General features: G+C 70.6%; 17 protein-coding genes and 2 pseudogenes. 9 read left to right on the plus strand and 10 right to left on the minus strand.

Going from position 1 to position 13,564, the window contains the following annotated elements:
• Positions 1-60 precede the first annotated feature (60 nt).
• Positions 61-711 (plus strand): CGNR zinc finger domain-containing protein, encoded by a 651-nt coding sequence (locus ACH5AO_RS12625; protein WP_398924233.1) that lies wholly within the window; start codon positions 61-63, stop codon positions 709-711.
• On the opposite strand, the gene sodX is transcribed toward ACH5AO_RS12625, so the two are convergent.
• Positions 594-1,028, minus strand: a complete 435-nt coding sequence (sodX, locus tag ACH5AO_RS12630) for a nickel-type superoxide dismutase maturation protease (protein ID WP_217129586.1) — start codon at positions 1,026-1,028, stop codon at positions 594-596. The two genes, ACH5AO_RS12625 and sodX, sit on opposite strands and share 118 nt — an antisense overlap.
• Positions 1,029-1,174: 146 nt before the next feature.
• Here sodX and sodN point away from each other — a divergent pair, with 146 nt between their 5' ends.
• From sodN to ACH5AO_RS12645, 3 genes and pseudogenes are all read left to right on the plus strand, one after another.
• Positions 1,175-1,570: a superoxide dismutase, Ni gene (sodN, locus tag ACH5AO_RS12635; protein WP_004983535.1), complete on the plus strand. Its 396-nt coding sequence runs from the start codon at positions 1,175-1,177 to the stop codon at positions 1,568-1,570.
• A 303-nt stretch (positions 1,571-1,873) separates the two neighbouring features.
• Positions 1,874-2,197: pseudogene (locus tag ACH5AO_RS12640) on the plus strand (tetratricopeptide repeat protein); the annotation flags it as partial.
• Positions 2,198-2,235: 38 nt separating this feature from the next.
• A pseudogene (locus ACH5AO_RS12645) lies at positions 2,236-2,565 on the plus strand (DNA mismatch repair protein MutT); the annotation flags it as partial.
• A gap of 59 nt (positions 2,566-2,624) precedes the next feature.
• Here ACH5AO_RS12645 and ACH5AO_RS12650 read toward each other — a convergent pair.
• Both ACH5AO_RS12650 and ACH5AO_RS12655 read right to left on the minus strand, forming a co-directional pair.
• Complete coding sequence (locus tag ACH5AO_RS12650; RefSeq protein ID WP_398924234.1) at positions 2,625-3,497, minus strand: ABC transporter permease; 873 nt, start codon at positions 3,495-3,497, stop codon at positions 2,625-2,627.
• Positions 3,494-4,405 (minus strand): ABC transporter ATP-binding protein, encoded by a 912-nt coding sequence (locus ACH5AO_RS12655; protein ID WP_398924235.1) that lies wholly within the window; start codon positions 4,403-4,405, stop codon positions 3,494-3,496. Before ACH5AO_RS12655 ends, ACH5AO_RS12650 begins: the two co-directional genes overlap by 4 nt.
• Positions 4,406-4,538: 133 nt before the next feature.
• Between ACH5AO_RS12655 and ACH5AO_RS12660 the strand changes: the two genes are divergently transcribed.
• From ACH5AO_RS12660 to ACH5AO_RS12680, 5 genes are all read left to right on the plus strand, one after another.
• Positions 4,539-5,744, plus strand: coding sequence for a sensor histidine kinase (locus tag ACH5AO_RS12660; protein WP_398924237.1), 1,206 nt, complete (start codon positions 4,539-4,541; stop codon positions 5,742-5,744).
• Positions 5,741-6,403: a response regulator gene (locus ACH5AO_RS12665; RefSeq protein WP_398924238.1), complete on the plus strand. Its 663-nt coding sequence runs from the start codon at positions 5,741-5,743 to the stop codon at positions 6,401-6,403. Before ACH5AO_RS12660 ends, ACH5AO_RS12665 begins: the two co-directional genes overlap by 4 nt.
• Before the next feature lie 617 nt (positions 6,404-7,020).
• Complete coding sequence (locus tag ACH5AO_RS12670) at positions 7,021-7,443, plus strand: helix-turn-helix transcriptional regulator (RefSeq protein WP_398924239.1); 423 nt, start codon at positions 7,021-7,023, stop codon at positions 7,441-7,443.
• A gap of 9 nt (positions 7,444-7,452) precedes the next feature.
• Complete coding sequence (locus ACH5AO_RS12675) at positions 7,453-7,884, plus strand: VOC family protein (protein ID WP_398924240.1); 432 nt, start codon at positions 7,453-7,455, stop codon at positions 7,882-7,884.
• A gap of 29 nt (positions 7,885-7,913) precedes the next feature.
• Entirely contained in the window at positions 7,914-8,657 is a 744-nt protein-coding gene (locus ACH5AO_RS12680; RefSeq protein ID WP_398924241.1) for a VOC family protein, read from the plus strand.
• Here the strand turns inward: ACH5AO_RS12680 and ACH5AO_RS12685 are convergent.
• The 7 genes from ACH5AO_RS12685 to ACH5AO_RS12715 all read right to left on the minus strand — a co-directional run bounded on the left by ACH5AO_RS12685 (position 8,654) and on the right by ACH5AO_RS12715 (position 13,509).
• Positions 8,654-8,881, minus strand: coding sequence for a hypothetical protein (locus tag ACH5AO_RS12685; protein WP_398924242.1), 228 nt, complete (start codon positions 8,879-8,881; stop codon positions 8,654-8,656). The genes ACH5AO_RS12680 and ACH5AO_RS12685 overlap by 4 nt on opposite strands.
• Positions 8,882-8,890: 9 nt before the next feature.
• Complete coding sequence (locus tag ACH5AO_RS12690; RefSeq protein WP_398924243.1) at positions 8,891-9,082, minus strand: hypothetical protein; 192 nt, start codon at positions 9,080-9,082, stop codon at positions 8,891-8,893.
• A gap of 26 nt (positions 9,083-9,108) precedes the next feature.
• Positions 9,109-9,693: a dihydrofolate reductase family protein gene (locus tag ACH5AO_RS12695; protein WP_398924244.1), complete on the minus strand. Its 585-nt coding sequence runs from the start codon at positions 9,691-9,693 to the stop codon at positions 9,109-9,111.
• 133 nt (positions 9,694-9,826) lie between these two features.
• Positions 9,827-10,354 (minus strand): hypothetical protein, encoded by a 528-nt coding sequence (locus tag ACH5AO_RS12700; RefSeq protein WP_398924245.1) that lies wholly within the window; start codon positions 10,352-10,354, stop codon positions 9,827-9,829.
• Between the two features lie 3 nt (positions 10,355-10,357).
• The gene (ctaD, locus tag ACH5AO_RS12705; RefSeq protein WP_398924246.1) at positions 10,358-12,058 is read right to left on the minus strand and encodes a cytochrome c oxidase subunit I; all 1,701 of its coding nucleotides are present in this window, start codon (positions 12,056-12,058) and stop codon (positions 10,358-10,360) included.
• Between the two features lie 122 nt (positions 12,059-12,180).
• Entirely contained in the window at positions 12,181-12,723 is a 543-nt protein-coding gene (locus ACH5AO_RS12710; RefSeq protein WP_398924247.1) for a hypothetical protein, read from the minus strand.
• A gap of 171 nt (positions 12,724-12,894) precedes the next feature.
• The gene (locus ACH5AO_RS12715; protein ID WP_398924248.1) at positions 12,895-13,509 is read right to left on the minus strand and encodes a GNAT family N-acetyltransferase; all 615 of its coding nucleotides are present in this window, start codon (positions 13,507-13,509) and stop codon (positions 12,895-12,897) included.
• Positions 13,510-13,564: the final 55 nt, after the last annotated feature.

Below are 13,564 nucleotides of genomic sequence, written 5' to 3' on the forward strand. Positions count from 1 at the left end.
TAATACCCTGGGGACGGAATCGTCTGTTACAACGATAGATCCTCTGCGTAAGGACTACAAGTGGAACTGGCCTATTACTCGGATTACGCCGTACGTCTCGTCAACACCGAGGAACCGGCCCGGGGCAAGGACACGCTCACCTCCGTCGAGGCCGTCCGCGATCTGTTCGGCGGGAACCAGTCGGCCGCCCGGCGCACCACCGACGCCGACGTGACGCGGTTCCGCTCGGTCCGGGCCAGGCTCCGCTCGGTCTTCGAGGCGGCGGACGGCGGCGACGAGACCCTCGCCGTCGACCTGCTGAACTCCCTGCTGCTGGAGTTCCCGGTCAGCCCGCAGATCTCCGGCCACGACTTCCGCGACGACGACGGCCGCCCGCTGTGGCACATGCACCTGGCCGACCACCCGTCCAACGCCACCGCCGGCTACGCCGCCATCGCCGCGATGGGCCTGGCCTTCCACCTCACCGAGTACGGCGTGGACCGCCTCGGCCTGTGCGAGGCGTCGCCCTGCCGCAACGCCTACCTGGACACCTCCACCAACCGCTCCCGCCGCTACTGCTCCGACCGCTGCGCCACCCGCGCCAACGTGGCCGCCTACCGCGCCCGCAAGCGCCTGGAGGCCGACCGGCCGGAGAGCACGGGCCGGGCCGACGACAGCGCCCAGCCCACCACGGCCAGCGGCGAACGCCGCTCGGAGCCGCGCGGCCGGTAGCGGAACCGGACCCGGCCGAGCACCAGCTCGTCGGGCACCACCCCGTAGTCGGTGCTGTCGCCGCCCGCGAACGCGTTGTCCCCGAGCACCCACCAGCCGCCCTCGCGCCGCTCGGCGGCCCGCTTGACGACGAGCAGGTCCTGCTGGAACGGGTGCCGCAGCACGATCACGTCCCCGCGTTTGACCCGGGCGCCGTAGTGCACCAGGAGCCGGTCCCCGTGGTGCAGCGTGGGCACCATGGACGGCCCGGTCACCTCGGCCACCCCGAAGGGCAGCGGCGCCCTCGCCCGCTCGGCGTCCTGCGACAGCTCCGGCATCTCCCGGCACCTCCCCGGTTCGTCCTCCACCAGTCCCAGTCTCACCCCGGACTTTTGTCCTAAGCCCGCGGGGGCACCCGCGAAAAGCCGTCCGCCACGGAGTAATCTCCCGTATGAGAAGACGATCACGAGGAAGGAAACGCTCCATGCTTTCCCGCCTGTTTGCCCCCAAGGTCAAGGTCAGCGCCCACTGTGACCTGCCCTGCGGCGTGTACGACCCGGCCCAGGCCCGCATCGAGGCGGAGTCGGTGAAGGCCGTCCAGGAGAAGATGGCCGGCAACGACGACCCGCACTTCCAGGCCCGCGCCACGGTCATCAAGGAGCAGCGCGCCGAGCTGGCCAAGCACCACGTCTCCGTGCTGTGGAGCGACTACTTCAAGCCCCCGCACTTCGAGAAGTACCCGGAGCTGCACCAGCTGGTCAACGACACCCTGAAGGCCCTCTCGGCCGCCAAGGCGTCGACGGACCCGGCCACCGGCCAGAAGGCGCTGGACTACATCGCCCAGATCGACAAGATCTTCTGGGAGACCAAGAAGGCCTGACCGGCGGGTGCGTCAGCCGGTACGACCAGCAGGGTTCCGCCCCTGCTCAGGGCACCGACAGGAACAGCCCGACCGATTCGCACGGTCGGGCTGTTCCCGCGTTTCGAGATCGGCTGGGAGGGAGTGGGGAGATGAGGTCAGGAGGACTTCCGCCGCCCTCCCACCGCTGCGGCTCCGTCTCTTCCACGGCCGACCTCTCCCACGCCTCCTGCAGAGCCCGGGCGATCCCCGGCTCCCTCCCTGGGGAGGTGTGGCTGTAGAGGTGCCCTCGACGCCCTGGAGCTTGTGCCCCATGCGCTCCTCCACACCGCCCGCGCTCCGGCCGACCTCGCCGACCGCGTCGGTACCGAGCAACAGCACCGCGATGCCCTGGTGCGCTCGGACCCCGAGAAGTACAAGCGCGTCCACGCCCTCACGCACGCCGGTCTCGGTGACGGCCTCGCCGCCCGGGCTCGCGCCGACGAAGCCGTCGCCGCCTGGTCACAGGCCCTGACCCCGATGGAGGGCATGGCCTCCGACCGCACCCGCAAGGCCATCGCCTCGCTCCGCTCCACCCTCTCCCTCCACCAGCGCCGCAAAGTGCCCGGAACCGCCGAACTCGCCCGCCGCGCACACGAAGCGCCGGCCCAAGCTGCCACCGTCCGGCCGACGAAGGGACACAAGCCGTGGCCCAGCGGACAACCGACGACCGGCCCGAAGCCCTGCCGCCCGCTCTCGATTCCATGACCCTGCTGGTCGCCGCCGTCATCGTCCACGACAGGGTCACCCATCGCGTCGTCCTTCTCCAGCACAGCCGGAATGCCGAGTTCGCCCAGGGCATGTGGGATCTCCCCGTCGGCAAGAGCGAACCCGGCGCACCCGAAAACCGCGAACCACGCAAACACGCACGGGTCCGCTGGGTCGACACCGACGCGATCCCCGAGGAGTTCGTGGACACCACGGCCGGCGCCCTTCGTCACCGCCTGGCTGATGGGCAGCAAGTCACCCTCGATGGTCGGGGCCAGGGTGTCGTCATCCATCCGGGATGCGCCGAAGGCCACGGACCGGTCCATGCTCACAGGTCCCGGCGTCGTACCACGAGCAGCGCGATGGCCACTGCTGCGGTGGCCCACGCACCGTAGACGAGCCACGCCTCGGTGATTGCCAGCGGGTACTTGCCGAGGTCGTGCGCCCGCTCCGGGTTCATCACCAGCCGTTCCCAGGCGCTGAGCGGCATGGCGTTGCCGATCTCCTTGACCCAGCGATAGCGCTCGCCCTGGAACAGCGCCGGTACAAGCAACAGCAGAGCGACGACTCCGACGACGGAGCCTGCGGCGTGCCGGGTGACCACGCCCACTGCCATACCCACGAGTGCACACAGCGGTGCCAGCAAAGCGGCTGCGGCGACGGCGCGCAGTGCGCCCGGGTCGCCCAGTGACAGGCCGCCGTACTCCCTCAGCAGCATTTGCGTGATGCCGAAGGAGGTGCCGGCGACAAATGTGCCGAGCGTCAGCATGACCGCCGACACCACGGAAACTTTGGCGGCGACCACCGCCTGCCGGTTGGGTACGGCGGCGAAGGTCGTACGAACCAGTCCACTGGAGTACTCGCCGAAGACCGCGATCCCTCCCACCGTTGCGGTGATGAGCATGAGTAGCTGCCAGGCGGGATCGACGAACGCCGTGTGCAGCGGATCGAACAACAACTCAGGGCGGGCCGGAACCTCCGGTGGCGGCTCAGACGGCAGTCGCTGATGCGCCAACCGGTCCGCGTTCGACGCGGCGGAGTTCACATTGATGCCGATCACGGTCAGCGCGCCGACACCGAGCACCCAGTAGCTTGAGCGCAGTGACCAGAGTTTGATCCACTCGGCGGCGAGGAGATGACGGAACCGGGCAGGTTCCTGGGCCGGGAGGCGGGCAGGGGCCTTGCCGAGTACGGCGGTCATCGGACGGCTCCTGCGGAGTATTCGACGCCCTCCTGGGTGAGTTCCATGAACGCCTCCTCCAGGGAGGCTGAGCGCGGGCTGAGCTCGTGCAGCCGCACCCTGTGCGTGAAGGCGAGTTCGCCGATGCGGTCCGCGGGCAGACCGGTCACCGTGTACGAGCCGTCGTCCTCCGCTCGGACCGTCGCGCCCTCGCCTGTCAGGAGTGCGGGGAGGACATCTGTGTCGGGGGTACGGACGTTCACCCGCAGCTGTGTGCTGCGGGCCGCGAAGTCGCGCAGGCTCTGTGCCGCGATCAGCCTGCCGCGGCCGATGACGATCAGCTCCTCGGCGGTCTGCTCCATCTCCCGCATCAGATGGCTGGAGACGAGCACGGTGCGGCCTTCGTCCGCCAGCCGCCTGAAGAGGCCGCGCACCCAGCGCACCCCCTCGGGGTCGAGGCCGTTGAGCGGTTCGTCGAAGAGCAATACGGGCGGATCACCGAGCAGGGCGGCGGCTATGCCAAGCCGTTGTTTCATCCCCAGCGAGAATCCGTCGATCCTGCGGCCGGCCGCGTCTGCCATGCCCACCTCTGCCAGGACCTCCGCGACCCGCCTGCGTGGCAGGCCGTTGCTGACCGCCAGCGCCGTCAGATGCGCGCGGGCCGTGCGGCCGCCATGTACGTCGTGGGCGTCGAGCAGGGCGCCGACATGTCGTAGGCCACGGGGACGGTCGCCGAACGGCTGCCCGCCGACGGTGACGGTGCCGCCCGTGGGCTGGTTCAGTCCGATGACCATGCGCAGGGTGGTGGTCTTCCCGGCGCCGTTCGGACCCAGGAACCCGGTGACCACGCCCGGGCTCACAGTGAAGGACAGCCGGTCGACGGCGACGATCCTGCCATAGCACTTGGTGAGTTCGATTGCTTCGATCACGGTGTCCACGCTGCCGGGGCGGATCCCGATCGGGCATCGGACCACAGGCCGCAATCGGGACGCCCCGAGTAGCCCACGGGAGTACGCCCGTGGGCCGATACCGGGGTGCGGGCCGCCTGCCTATGATCGGCGCATGAAAGCCCCGCAGGACACTCCGCGGTCGCTCTTGGCCGAGGTCCTGGCCTGGTGCTCAGGCATCGCATACGTCGTCATGCTCTACGTCGTCGTACTGAACACCGGCCGGGAACTGACCGGCGTACGCCTGCTGCCGGCCGCGCTGCTCGCTCTGCTGCTGCTGCCCTTGGTGCCGCGTCGGCCGCTGCCCGCCCTGGCTCTGCTGCTCACCGTCTCCTTCGCGGCGACCGTCCGGGCGGACTCGACAATGGCCGCATGGCCGGGCCCGACGGGCAGCACACCGCCCGCGGAGACGCAGGCGTGGCAGATCGCGTATCTGCAGGCAGTGGTCTCCGACCTGACCGTCGGATGGATCGCCGCCACCCGGTCACGGCTGACGGCGGCCGTCGCCGCTGTGGTGGCGCTCGCTGTACAGACCGGTGGCGCCGGTTACTACCGGGAAGGCACCTCGTCGTTCCTCGCCGCCTCGGCCTTCCTGGCCCTGATGATGGTCACCGCATGGACGGTCGGCCACTCGGTCCGCGAACGCCGCAGGCACACAGCCGACCTGCGGGCCAGGGCCGCGGAGCAGGCCGTCGTCGCGGAGCGGCTGCGGATCGCCCGGGAACTGCATGACATGGTGGCGCACAGCATCGGTGTCATCGCCATCCAGGCCGGGGTGGGCCGACGCGTCATCGACACCCAGCCGTCGGAGGCCCGCAACGCCCTCGCCGCCATCGAGGACACCAGCCGGGACACCTTGGCGGGCCTGCGCCGAATGCTCGGTGCGCTACGGCAGGTGGACCCGGAGGACGGTGCGCCGCTCAGGCCGACACCGGTGTTCGCTGATCTCGACGGGCTGGTGGAGCGAACCCGGGACGCGGGCGTGCGGGTGGACATCGAGTGGCTTGGTGAGCGGCGGGCGCTGCCGGCGGAGATCGAGCTGTCCGGATACCGCATCATCCAGGAAGCGATCACCAACGTGGTCCGCCACTCGGGTGCCCCCTCTTGCCGGGTGACCATCGACTGCCAGGAGGACGATCTGTTCATCGAGATCGCTGACGAGGGCCGCGGCTCGTCCGGCCTGCCCTGCGCGGCCGGCTACGGGCTGACGGGCATGCGGGAACGGGCGGCGCTGCTGCACGGCGAGTTCACGGCCGGACCGCGCTCCGAGGGCGGCTTCCGTGTTGCGACACGGCTCCCGCTGCCGGTGGCAGCCACATGACCCGCGTGCTGCTCACCGACGACCAGCCGCTGGTCCGGCACGGACTGCGGGTGCTGATCGCCGACCGTCCCGGGCTGGAGGTGGCCGGCGAGGCGGCGAACGGCGAGGAGGCGGTGCGGCTCGCGGAGCAGATGGCGCCGGATGTGGTGGTGATGGACATCCGGATGCCCGGCATGGACGGCATCGAAGCCACTCGGCGGATCACCGCGGCCTGTGGCACACCACCGAAAGTCCTCATCCTCACCACGTTCGACGACGACGAGTACGTCTACGGTGCGCTGCGTGCAGGGGCGAGCGGCTTCCTCGTCAAGGACATGGACATGGACCAGATCCTCACCGCGATCGAGGTCGTCGCCGCGGGCGACGCCCTCCTCGCACCGGGGGTGACCCGCCGTCTGATCTCCGAGTTCGCGGCCCGCCCCGACACCGTCACGACGCCCCCGCGACCGGTGGAAGGCATCACCGTCCGCGAACGGGAAGTGCTCACCCTGGTCGGCCGCGGACTTTCCAACGCGGAGATCGCCACGCAGCTGCACATCAGCATGGCCACGGCCAAGGCCCATGTGGGCAGGCTGCTGACGAAGCTGGCCGCGCGCGACCGAGTGCAGTTGGTCATCATGGCGTACGAGCTGGGGCTCGTGACGCCCACGCGGGGATAGAGCACCTGCCCGGACGACTTCACTCGACTCGCCAGGGCACGCCGGGCCACCGACTGGGAACCGGTGCAAGGAGGAAGGCCAACGCCGAGCTCAGCGGCCCGACCGGGCAGCCCGTTCGCCCACACACCGCCACTCGACCAGCGCCTGCTCACCCGGCTCGTGGAACTCGTTGTCCCCACCGAGGCCACAGGCGCGGATCCCGCCTGCCGCCCCCGCGTCGCGGTGGCCCGCCACAGCTCCTACCGGCAATGCCCACACCGACCCGCGCGAACGTGCCCCGCGCCCGATCCCGGCGGCCCAGGGCCCACCCGGCAGCCCGCACCCCCAGTCCGCACACAGTCCGCAAGACACCCGCTCAAGACCATCGCGCCCCATCGCCACCCATCACCAAAAGGCCGGGGCAGCGCCCCGCAGGAAAGATTCCCGCAGGTCACCGACCCGCCCCGTTATCAGGAGACCAAGAAGGCCCGACCCGGCCCGGCCCGCGCGACGGCCGGCGATCGGTGCACCATCGCGGGTCCGCGGACATCTCCGAGGGGTCCCGTGCCGCTTCCGTGCGGCCGGGGCCCTTCGGCGTATGCGGGACGGCTGTCCGCGGGCCGTGGGATGCTGGGCGGATGGAGCTGGAGGATCTGGTGCGGCTGCGGCGGGCACGGGACCGGATGGACCGGGAGTACGCCGAACCGCTCGACGTCACGGAGCTGGCGCGGACCGCGCTGATGTCGGCCGGGCACTTCCAGCGCAGTTTCCGCGCGGCGTACGGGCAGACGCCGTACGCCTACCTCATGACCCGGCGCATCGAGCGGGCCAAGGCGCTGCTGCGGCGGGGCGACCTCACGGTGACGGAGGTGTGCCTGGCGGTCGGCTGCACCTCGCTCGGGTCGTTCAGCTCGCGGTTCACCGAGCTGGTCGGGGAGACGCCGAGCGCGTACCGGGCCCGGTCGCACGGGGAGAGCGCGGTCATCCCGCCGTGCGTGGCGCGGATGTACACCCGGCCGGTCCGGGGCCGGGCGAGGGTCGATCCGAGCGAAACCTTCTAGCGTGGGTCCATGGACACAGGAAACGACGTACGACTCGCCCAGTGCTTCATCGCCGTCGACGACCACGACAAGGCGCTGGCCTTCTACCGCGACGTGCTGGGTCTCGAGGTCCGCAACGACGTGGGGTTCGAGGGGATGCGCTGGGTGACGGTCGCCTCGCCGGAACAGCCGGACGTGGAGATCGTGCTGGAGCCGCCCGCCGCGAACCCGGACGCCTCCCCCGGTGACAAGCAGGCGATGGCCGAGCTGCTGGCCAAGGGCATGCTGCGCGGGGTCAACTTCACCACCGCCGACTGCGACGCCCTCTTCGAGCGCGTCCGCGCCGCCGGTGTGGACGTGCTCCAGGAGCCGGTGGACCAGCCGTACGGGGTGCGTGACTGCGCGTTCCGCGACCCGGCGGGGAACATGCTGCGGTTCATGGAACGGCCCAGGACCAGGTAGGGGCGCAGCGCTCGCTCTACGATCGGGCGATGAGCATCCGCTGGACGTACGCCTTCATCGACCGCCCCGCCCCTCAGGCCGGCCCGGCCGCCGGGTTCTGGACGGCGGTCACGGGCACCCGGTTGTCCGAAGCCCGCGGGGACGACGGGGAGTTCGTGACCCTGCTGGCGGACGGCGCCGACGCCTGCGTCAAGCTTCAGGGGGTCGCCTCGGGCGGGGGTGGCGCCCATCTCGACTTCTCCGTGGAGGACGTGCCGGAGTTCGTGGCGCACGCGGCGCGGCTGGGCGCGGAGACGGTCGGCGAGCACGAGGGGTGGGCCGTACTGCGGTCGCCCGCGGGGCAGTTGTTCTGCGCGGTGCCCTGGCGCGGGGAGTCGGTGCGGCCGCCCGTCGTGCGCGGCAGCCGTCTGGACCAGGTGTGCCTCGATCTACCGCCGTCCGGCTACGACGCGGAAGTCGCCTTCTGGAGCGGGCTGCTGCCCGACTGGGACTCGGCGCCCGGCTCGCTCCCGGAGTTCCATGTGGTCAGGCCGCCGGCCGGGCTGCCCGTGCGCATCCTGCTCCAGCGACTGGAGGAGGAACGGCCGGCCTCCGCCCATCCGGACCTCGCCTGCGCCGACATCGGGGCGGTCCGGGCGCTCCACGAGGAGCTGGGCGCGGTGTGCGTGGCCGTGTTCGACAACTGGACGGTGATGCGGCACCCGGCGGGTGGTACGTACTGCCTGACCGGCCGTGATCCGGAGACGGGCGGACTGGCCCGCCGGTCGGGCTAGTCGGCGATGAGGAGGCAGGCGGTGACCACCGAGCCGTCCTCGACGCCGGGCGGCGGCTCGGGAGGCGGGCACTCCGGGAGGTGGGGGATCGCGCTCGGGTCCGTCTCTTCCCAGCCGACCGGGGGCGGCGGTTCGGTCTCCTCCCGCAGCCACAGGGTCAGTCCGCCTCCGACGATCACGACGGCCGTCCAGATGCCCACGCCCCATCGCCACACCACACCCATGGCGCCACGCTAGCGCTTGGTGGGTGCCCGGTTCACGGCTTCCTCTGCTTCCGCTTCCGCTTCGTGGGATTCCCGGCACCTCGGGTTGCGGCACGGGCCGCGCGTCCACACCGGGACCCACGCGCCCAGCGTCTTGTGGCGCCGGACCACCGTCTCCACCGGCTGTCCGCAGACGGGACAGACGGGTTGTTCGCTGTCCATGCCCCCAGGGTAGGCCCGGAGCGGGTTCAGCGCTTCCTGCTGTACGTCCGCACCAGCACACCGTTGTCGAACGAGCGCACCGACTCCAGCGCGAACTGCGTGATCGCGAAACCGGAGCCGAACATCGGCATGCCGGAGCCCTGCACGAAGGGGTACGTCTTGATGACCAGCTCGTCGATCTCGTCGACCAGCGCGCCGGCGAGCCCGGACCCGCCGCACAGGTAGATGTCGTACGCGCTGTCCTCCGCCTTCAGCGCGCGCACCCGGCCGGTCAGGTCGTCCGCGATGATCTCGACATTGGAGTCGGGAGACTCCCCCAGCGTGCGGGAGGCCACGTATTCACGCAGGTGGGCGTAGGGGCTGGTGACGCCCTCCTTCAGGGCGATGTCGTAGCTGCCCCGGCCCTGGACGATCGTGTCGAACCGCTTGTTCGGCAGGTCGTCGATGTTCATCTGCCGACGGCCGGGGGTCCAGATGGTCTCCGGGTACTCCGCCACGAGGAAGGCGAGGAACTCCTCGTCGACGAAGGCGTACATCGCCGACGCGTCGCCCTGCGGGTCCCCGATGAAGCCGTCGATGGAGCAGGCGATGTAGTACGTGAGCTTTCGCAACGCGGCCTCTTTCCGTGGACTGCCTTCGCTCGAACAACTCCAGTTGTAGTACTTCAGTTGTAGTGGTGCAAGGAGGTTTGCGGGATCAGACGCAAGTGGGTGAAGGGATTCCGCATAGGGGCGGTCCGGACGCCTAGGACCTGGGGTGTCCGCGGCCCGCCGTCGTGCGGCGGACCATACGGGTGTGCCGTACGGCGATCACCAGGAAGAGGCCCACGACCAGGGCCGGGACCGTGACGAACACGCCGAGGACGACGGTGGCCGCCGCTCCCGCGACCGGACCGGCGACGGCCAGGGCGGCGACCGTGCCACGGGAGGGGTGGGCGTCGGCGGGCAGCGGGGCGTGCGGCAACTGTGCCCACTGCCGGGCCGCCTCCCGCTGCTCACCGGCGCACCGCACGGCGGCATCGGTCCACAGGGCGGCGGCGGCCGTACCGCCCACGACCGCCACCCCCACCGGCACCCACCACGCCGTGGCCACGAGCAGCACCAGGGCGACCGCCCCGAGGGTGCCCCAGGCGGTCAGGCAGGCGAGCGCCGCCGTACGGCGGGACAGCGGCCGGTCGTCCCCGGCGCGCAGGTCGGTGAGGGCCGGCAGGTACCAGACCGATCCGGCTGCCGCCACCACCGCGCACCCCAGGGCCAGTACGGGCTGCGACACGGCTCACCTCGCCGAATCGAGCGCGGCGATCTCGGGGTGGTGCAGGTCGAACGCCGGGGACTCGCTGCGGATCTTGGGCAGGGTGGTGAAGTTGTGGCGCGGGGGCGGGCAGGAGGTCGCCCATTCCAGGGAGCGGCTGTAGCCCCACGGGTCGTCGACGCCGACCGGCTCGGCGTACTTGGCCGTCTTCCAGATGTTGTAGAAGAACGGCAGGATCGACAGGCCGAGCAGGAACGACCCGATGGAGGAGAGGGTGTTCAGGGCGGTGAAGCCGTCGGCCGCGAGGTAGTCCGCGTAGCGGCGGGGCATGCCCTCGACCCCCAGCCAGTGCTGGACCAGGAAGGTCAGGTGGAAGCCGGCCGTGAGGGTCCAGAAGGTGATCTTGCCGAGGCGTTCGTCGAGCATCTTGCCGGTGAACTTCGGCCACCAGAAGTGGAATCCGGCGAACATCGCGTACACGACCGTGCCGAAGACGGTGTAGTGGAAGTGCGCCACGACGAAGTAGGTGTCGGAGACGTGGAAGTCCAGCGGGGGTGAGGCCAGGATGACGCCGGTCAGGCCGCCGAAGAGGAAGGTGACCAGGAAGCCCAGCGTCCACAGCATCGGGGTCTCGAAGCTCAGCGAGCCCTTCCACATGGTGCCGATCCAGTTGAAGAACTTCACGCCCGTGGGCACCGCGATCAGCATCGTCATGAAGGCGAAGAACGGCAGCAGCACACCGCCGGTGACGTACATGTGGTGCGCCCACACCGTCACCGACAAGCCCGCGATGGCGATGGTCGCGCCGATCAGGCCCATGTAGCCGAACATCGGCTTGCGGGAGAAGACCGGGATCACCTCGGAGATGATGCCGAAGAACGGCAGCGCCAGGATGTACACCTCGGGATGGCCGAAGAACCAGAACAGGTGCTGCCACAGCAGCGCACCGCCGTTGGCCGAATCGAAGATGTGGCTGCCGAACTTCCGGTCGCACTCCAGCGCGAACAGCGCCGCCGCCAGCACCGGGAACACGATGAGCACCAGCAGCGCCGTCAGCAGCACGTTCCAGGTGAAGATCGGCATGCGGAACATCGTCATGCCGGGCGCGCGCATGCAGATGATCGTGGTGATGAAGTTGACCGCGCCCAGGATCGAGCCGAAGCCGGACAGGGCCACGCCCATGATCCACAGGTCTGCGCCGATGCCCGGTGAGTAGACCGCGTTCGACAGCGGGGCGTACAGGAACCAGCCGAAGTCGGCGGCTCCTCCCGGGGTGAGGAAACCGGCGGCGGCGATCGAGGAGCCGAACAGGAACAGCCAGAAGGCCAGCATGTTCAGCCGGGGGAAGGCCACGTCGGGCGCGCCGATCTGCAGCGGCATGATCCAGTTGGCGAAGCCCGTGAACAGCGGCATCGCGAACATCAGCAGCATGATCGAGCCGTGCATCGTGAACGCCTGGTTGAACTGCTCGTTCGACATGATCTGCAGGCCGGGTCGGGCGAGTTCGGCGCGCATCATCAGCGCCATGACCCCGCCGACGACGAAGAACACGAACGCGCTGACCAGGTACAGCGTGCCGATCTTCTTGTGGTCGGTGGTGGTCAACCAGTCCACCCACGCGGCCCGGCGCACCACGGGTGGCCCGGCGGTCCTTTCGGACGGCGGCACCGGACGGGACCGTCCGTCCTCCGCGGCTTCGACCTTCTCCATGCGTATCTCGTCCACCGGACGTCTTCCTCCCAGGCTGTTCCGCGCGCCCATGATCGACGGCGGGGAGAGGGGTCCACATGGGTCGAAGGGTCCCTGTGCGGGTCTCCGGGAGGGGCCGATGGTCCCTGTTCCCGCCGTCAGCGCTCCCCGCGGAGGGCGGGCAGCGCTTCCCGGGCGGCCCCCGCGGGCCACACGATCTCCACGGGGACGCCCCGGGCGCGGGCGTAGGTCACCAGATGGGCGGTGGCGTCGCGGCCGTTGGAGGGGGATCCGTCCCAGACGGCCAGGAGGAGACGGCTGGAGGCGACGAGCCGTTCGTCCGCGCCGACGCAGGAGTCGCGGTCCCCCGGGTCGTAGGTCAGCAGGCGCACCTCGTCGGCGAGGGTCAGCAGTTCACCGGCCGCCATCCGGTCCCGCCGGGGCGGCAGGGCGGGCACCCCGACGCGCGCGGGGATCACCACGGCCAGCGGGCACCCCGACGCCCGCGCGGCCCGGCCGGACGCCAGGGGCGTTCCCGCGCCGGTGCGCACCATGGCCACGGCCGGGGCGGGCCGTCGCGCCAGCCGGGTCCGCAACGCGGACTCCACCAGCAGGAGCGTGTCCGGGGTCAGGTCGGCGTGCCCCACCACCGCGATGGTCCCGCCCGTCGTACCGTCGTCGCCCGCCGTTGTCATCGTCATGCCCCCGCCGGCCTCGTCGTCCGACGCCCGCCGGCCCCTCGGTACGGCCGACGGGCGCTACCCGCGAGCCAGTGAAGTCCGCACGCGCGCCGACGGCCAGGGCCGAACGTCCCTTTCGGGGTCCCGGACCCGCCGACGGCCGGCTCCCCGGCTGACGGACCGGCCGGTACGTCAGCCGGTGGTGCGGGGCTCGCGCCACATCGGCCACATGTACGGGCCGTCCGGGAGGGCCAGGGGCTCCCCTACTGTCTCGAAGCCGAGGCGCCGGTACAGCAGGGCGCTGCGTTCGCTGCTCGCCTCCAGATACGCCGCCAGTCCCTCCCGGTCGCAGCGGTCGAGGACGGAGCCGATCAGCGCGGTGCCGAGCCCCTCGCCCTGGCGGCCGGGTGTCACGCCGATCATCCACAGGTACTCGTGGGCCCGCCCCGAGGGGTGGATGTCCGCGGTGAGCCGGCCGATCAGCTCCACGCGCTCGTTGTCCGGGTCGACGGCCTGACGCATCCGTGCGAATGCGTCGTCGTCCGGTCGCTCCCCGCCGTGCCCGGGCTCGTCCGCCGGTACGGACATCCACAGGGCGCACGCCGAGCCGTCCTCGGTGAGGTCGACACGTCCCTCGGCGAGCACGACGTCGGTGAAGGCGGCCATGAGCCTGTGGTGCGTCGTACGGCGGTACTCGTCGCCGGGGAAGACCCAGCCACTGACCGGGTCGTCCTGGAACGCCTCGTCCAGGAGCCGGACGATCAGCTCCCGGTCTCCGTCCCCAGCCGTCCGGATCGTCACGCCCATGTCCGTCCCTTCGCCTCAACCGTCCCTGAACGTACGGCCATTGAGCCTAGTGCGG

Source organism: Streptomyces sp. NPDC018964 (assembly GCF_044390325.1).
Lineage (GTDB): Bacteria > Actinomycetota > Actinomycetes > Streptomycetales > Streptomycetaceae > Streptomyces.

Bases quoted from the DNA above. Each gene is read 5' to 3' on its own strand.
- ACH5AO_RS12665 (WP_398924238.1), top strand. From the start codon at position 5,741: ATGACCCGCGTGCTGCTCACCGACGACCAGCCGCTGGTCCGGCACGGA.
- sodN (WP_004983535.1), top strand. From the start codon at position 1,175: ATGCTTTCCCGCCTGTTTGCCCCCAAGGTCAAGGTCAGCGCCCACTGT.
- ACH5AO_RS12660 (WP_398924237.1), top strand. From the start codon at position 4,539: ATGAAAGCCCCGCAGGACACTCCGCGGTCGCTCTTGGCCGAGGTCCTG.
- ACH5AO_RS12690 (WP_398924243.1), bottom strand. From the start codon at position 9,082: ATGGACAGCGAACAACCCGTCTGTCCCGTCTGCGGACAGCCGGTGGAG.
- ACH5AO_RS12715 (WP_398924248.1), bottom strand. From the start codon at position 13,509: ATGGGCGTGACGATCCGGACGGCTGGGGACGGAGACCGGGAGCTGATC.
- sodX (WP_217129586.1), bottom strand. From the start codon at position 1,028: ATGCCGGAGCTGTCGCAGGACGCCGAGCGGGCGAGGGCGCCGCTGCCC.
- ACH5AO_RS12650 (WP_398924234.1), bottom strand. From the start codon at position 3,497: ATGACCGCCGTACTCGGCAAGGCCCCTGCCCGCCTCCCGGCCCAGGAA.
- ACH5AO_RS12685 (WP_398924242.1), bottom strand. From the start codon at position 8,881: ATGGGTGTGGTGTGGCGATGGGGCGTGGGCATCTGGACGGCCGTCGTG.
- ACH5AO_RS12670 (WP_398924239.1), top strand. From the start codon at position 7,021: ATGGAGCTGGAGGATCTGGTGCGGCTGCGGCGGGCACGGGACCGGATG.
- ACH5AO_RS12710 (WP_398924247.1), bottom strand. From the start codon at position 12,723: ATGACGATGACAACGGCGGGCGACGACGGTACGACGGGCGGGACCATC.
- ACH5AO_RS12680 (WP_398924241.1), top strand. From the start codon at position 7,914: ATGAGCATCCGCTGGACGTACGCCTTCATCGACCGCCCCGCCCCTCAG.
- ACH5AO_RS12675 (WP_398924240.1), top strand. From the start codon at position 7,453: ATGGACACAGGAAACGACGTACGACTCGCCCAGTGCTTCATCGCCGTC.